Annotated in this window: 3 protein-coding genes; all 3 read right to left on the bottom strand. The window is 65.2% G+C overall.

Translation table 11 applies throughout. The annotated features are described in order from the left end of the window. Nucleotides 1-44: 44 nt before the first annotated feature. On the bottom strand, nucleotides 45-1,553 hold the full coding sequence (gene tnpC / locus ACYVIA_RS22220) for an IS66 family transposase (RefSeq protein ID WP_460844478.1): 1,509 nt from the start codon (nucleotides 1,551-1,553) through the stop codon (nucleotides 45-47). Nucleotides 1,554-1,621: 68 nt separating this feature from the next. Further along, on the bottom strand, nucleotides 1,622-1,957 hold the full coding sequence (gene tnpB, locus ACYVIA_RS22215) for an IS66 family insertion sequence element accessory protein TnpB (RefSeq protein WP_460844476.1): 336 nt from the start codon (nucleotides 1,955-1,957) through the stop codon (nucleotides 1,622-1,624). After that, complete coding sequence (gene tnpA / locus ACYVIA_RS22210) at nucleotides 1,954-2,364, bottom strand: IS66-like element accessory protein TnpA (RefSeq protein ID WP_460844475.1); 411 nt, start codon at nucleotides 2,362-2,364, stop codon at nucleotides 1,954-1,956. The genes tnpB and tnpA overlap by 4 nt, the downstream gene beginning before the upstream one ends. Between the last annotated feature and the right edge of the window lie 53 nt (nucleotides 2,365-2,417).

Below are 2,417 nucleotides of genomic sequence, written 5' to 3'. Positions count from 1 at the left end.
GTAAGCGCCCGGCCATCCCGTCTTGAGGCTGGAGGAGCGTGAAGTTACGCGGCGGGACGCCAGCGATGCGGCAGGAGTTCGTCGATACGGCGGGCCGGCAAGGACGGCAAACGTTCCAGCACATCCTTCATGTACGCGAAGACGTCATGCCCGTTCAACCGGGCGGACTGGATCAGGCTCATGACGGCCGCGGCGCGCTGCCCGGCACGCAGACTGCCGGCAAATAGCCAGTTGTTCCGGCCCAGGGCAATGGGCCGGATGCGGTTCTCCACCCAGTTGTTGTCGATCGGAACGTTGCCGTCGTCGAGATAATGCGTCAACGGTCCCCAGCGCCCAAGACTGTAGTCGAACGCCTTCGCCGTTGCACTGCCGTCCGGTACCCGCTGTCGTTGCGCCAGCAGCCATGTGTGCAGCGTGTCGGCCGCCGGCCGTCCCTGCTGCTGCCGTAGCAAGCGCCGCTGATCGACATTCAGCTCCTGCGCTTGCCGCTCGATGTCATACAGCGTGCCGAACAGCTTGAGCGCATCTTCGGCAATCTGGCTCTTGTGGTTGGCCCATAATTCGTGGAACTTGCGGCGGGCGTGCGCCATGCAACCCGCTTCGGTCACGCCCGCCCGGAACAACGCCTTGTAGCCGCCGTAGTCGTCGCATACCAGCGTGCCGCGCCAATCGCCCAGGAAGACACGCGCATGTTCGCCGCCCCGGGTCTGGGTGAAGTCGAACACCACCGCCTGCATCGCGCTCATGCCCGTGCTGCAATAGCTCCACAGGTACGCCCGGTGCGTCTTGCCGTGTCCCGGCTTGAGCATCGCCACCGGCGTCTCATCCGCATGCAGCACCGCCTCCTTTAGCAGCGCCTCGCGCAAGGCATCGACCAGCGGCTGCAGCTGCACGCCGCAGCGGCCGACCCACTGTGCCAGTGTCGAATCCGGAATCGCCAGGCCGGCGCGTCCGAAGATGCCGGACTGACGGTACAACGGGAGGTGGTCCGCATACTTGGCCACCAGCACGTGCGCCAGCAGGCCGGCGGTCGGCATCCCCTTGTCGATGATGTGCGGCGCCACCGGCGCCTGTATCAGCGTCTCGCAGGTCTTGCACACCCACTTGCCGCGCACGTGGCGCTCGACCGTGAACACACCCGGCTGGTAGTCGAGCTTCTCGGCGATGTCTTCGCCGATGCGCTGCAATTGGCAGCCGCAACGGCAGGTGGTCGATTCCGGTTCGTGGATGACTTCCTTGCGCGGCAAGTTCGCCGGCAAGGGCGCGCGTTTGGGTTGCTGCTTGTCGCGGTGATCGGCGACGGCGGGCGTCACCTGGTCGATCTCGGCCTGCAGGGCTTCGAGATCGGTGTCGATCGTCTCGAACAGCAGCCGTTGCTGCTCGCCGGCATAGGCTTCGCTGGTGGCGGCGAACCTGATCCGCTTGAGCGTCGCCATCTCGTGCGTGAGCTTGTCGATCAGCGTCTGCTTGGCGTGCATCTCGGCCAGCAGGCGCGCCGCCAGCGATCGCAGCTGTTGGGCGTCAAGATGATCGAGGTCGGAGACTGAGGTCATGCGCGGCAGTGTGCCAGAACTGCCGCGGGGAAGGAATCAAAACAGTTTACCTCCCGGTGTTGCCAACACTACACCACAGCGATGGCATGGCCGTGTGCCAGGGTCTTCCAGGGCAGGCCTGTGACCAGGGCGCCGAGTTGATCGGCATTGAGTCCGACCGAAGGGATGTCGACCGAATCGGCCCATACGAAACGGCCACGGTTGAGACGGCGTGCTGCCAGCCACATGCCGAAGCCGTCGTAGACCAGTACCTTGATGCGCGTGGCGCTCTTGTTGGCGAATACGTAGGCATGATGCGGATGGGCCGCCCCGAAGACCTTGACCACCCGCGCCAGAGCGGTATCGGTGCCGGCGCGCATGTCCAGCGGTTCGACGGCGAGCCAGGCAGCGTCGATCCGAATCATCGCAGCCAGCCCTGCAGCCAGCTCGCGCACTCTGCTGCTGCCGCGCCCGGCCAGCGTACCGTTACCGTCGCCGCCCCGCGTCGAAGCTCGATCACGATATCCTGCAAGGCGGGCGGCACCGCGGGAGCTTGAAGCGGCAGAGGAACGAATTGTGCAGCCGGCCGAAGCACCGGCTCGTGCCCGGGTGCTGGCACCTCCCGGGCCTCATGCGCCGCTACCCAGCGGCGCAGCAGGTTGGCGTTCAATCCGTGGCGCAGCGCGATGGCCGCGATCGACACCCCAGGCTGCAGGCACGCCTGGATTACCTTCTGCTTGAATTCCGGACTATGGCGCCGGCGCCGCTTCGGCTGTACTTGCTGATTCTCTTCCATGGTGTACACGTGTCCACTTGAGTTTATGGTGGACACGATGCTCCGCGATCTTGACCTGCCGATTCAAGATGCGATCACCGGGCGCTTAC

This window comes from Noviherbaspirillum agri (assembly GCF_054780595.1).
The sequence above is the reverse complement of the archived record's forward strand: the minus strand, read 5'-3'. Positions and strand labels throughout refer to the sequence as shown.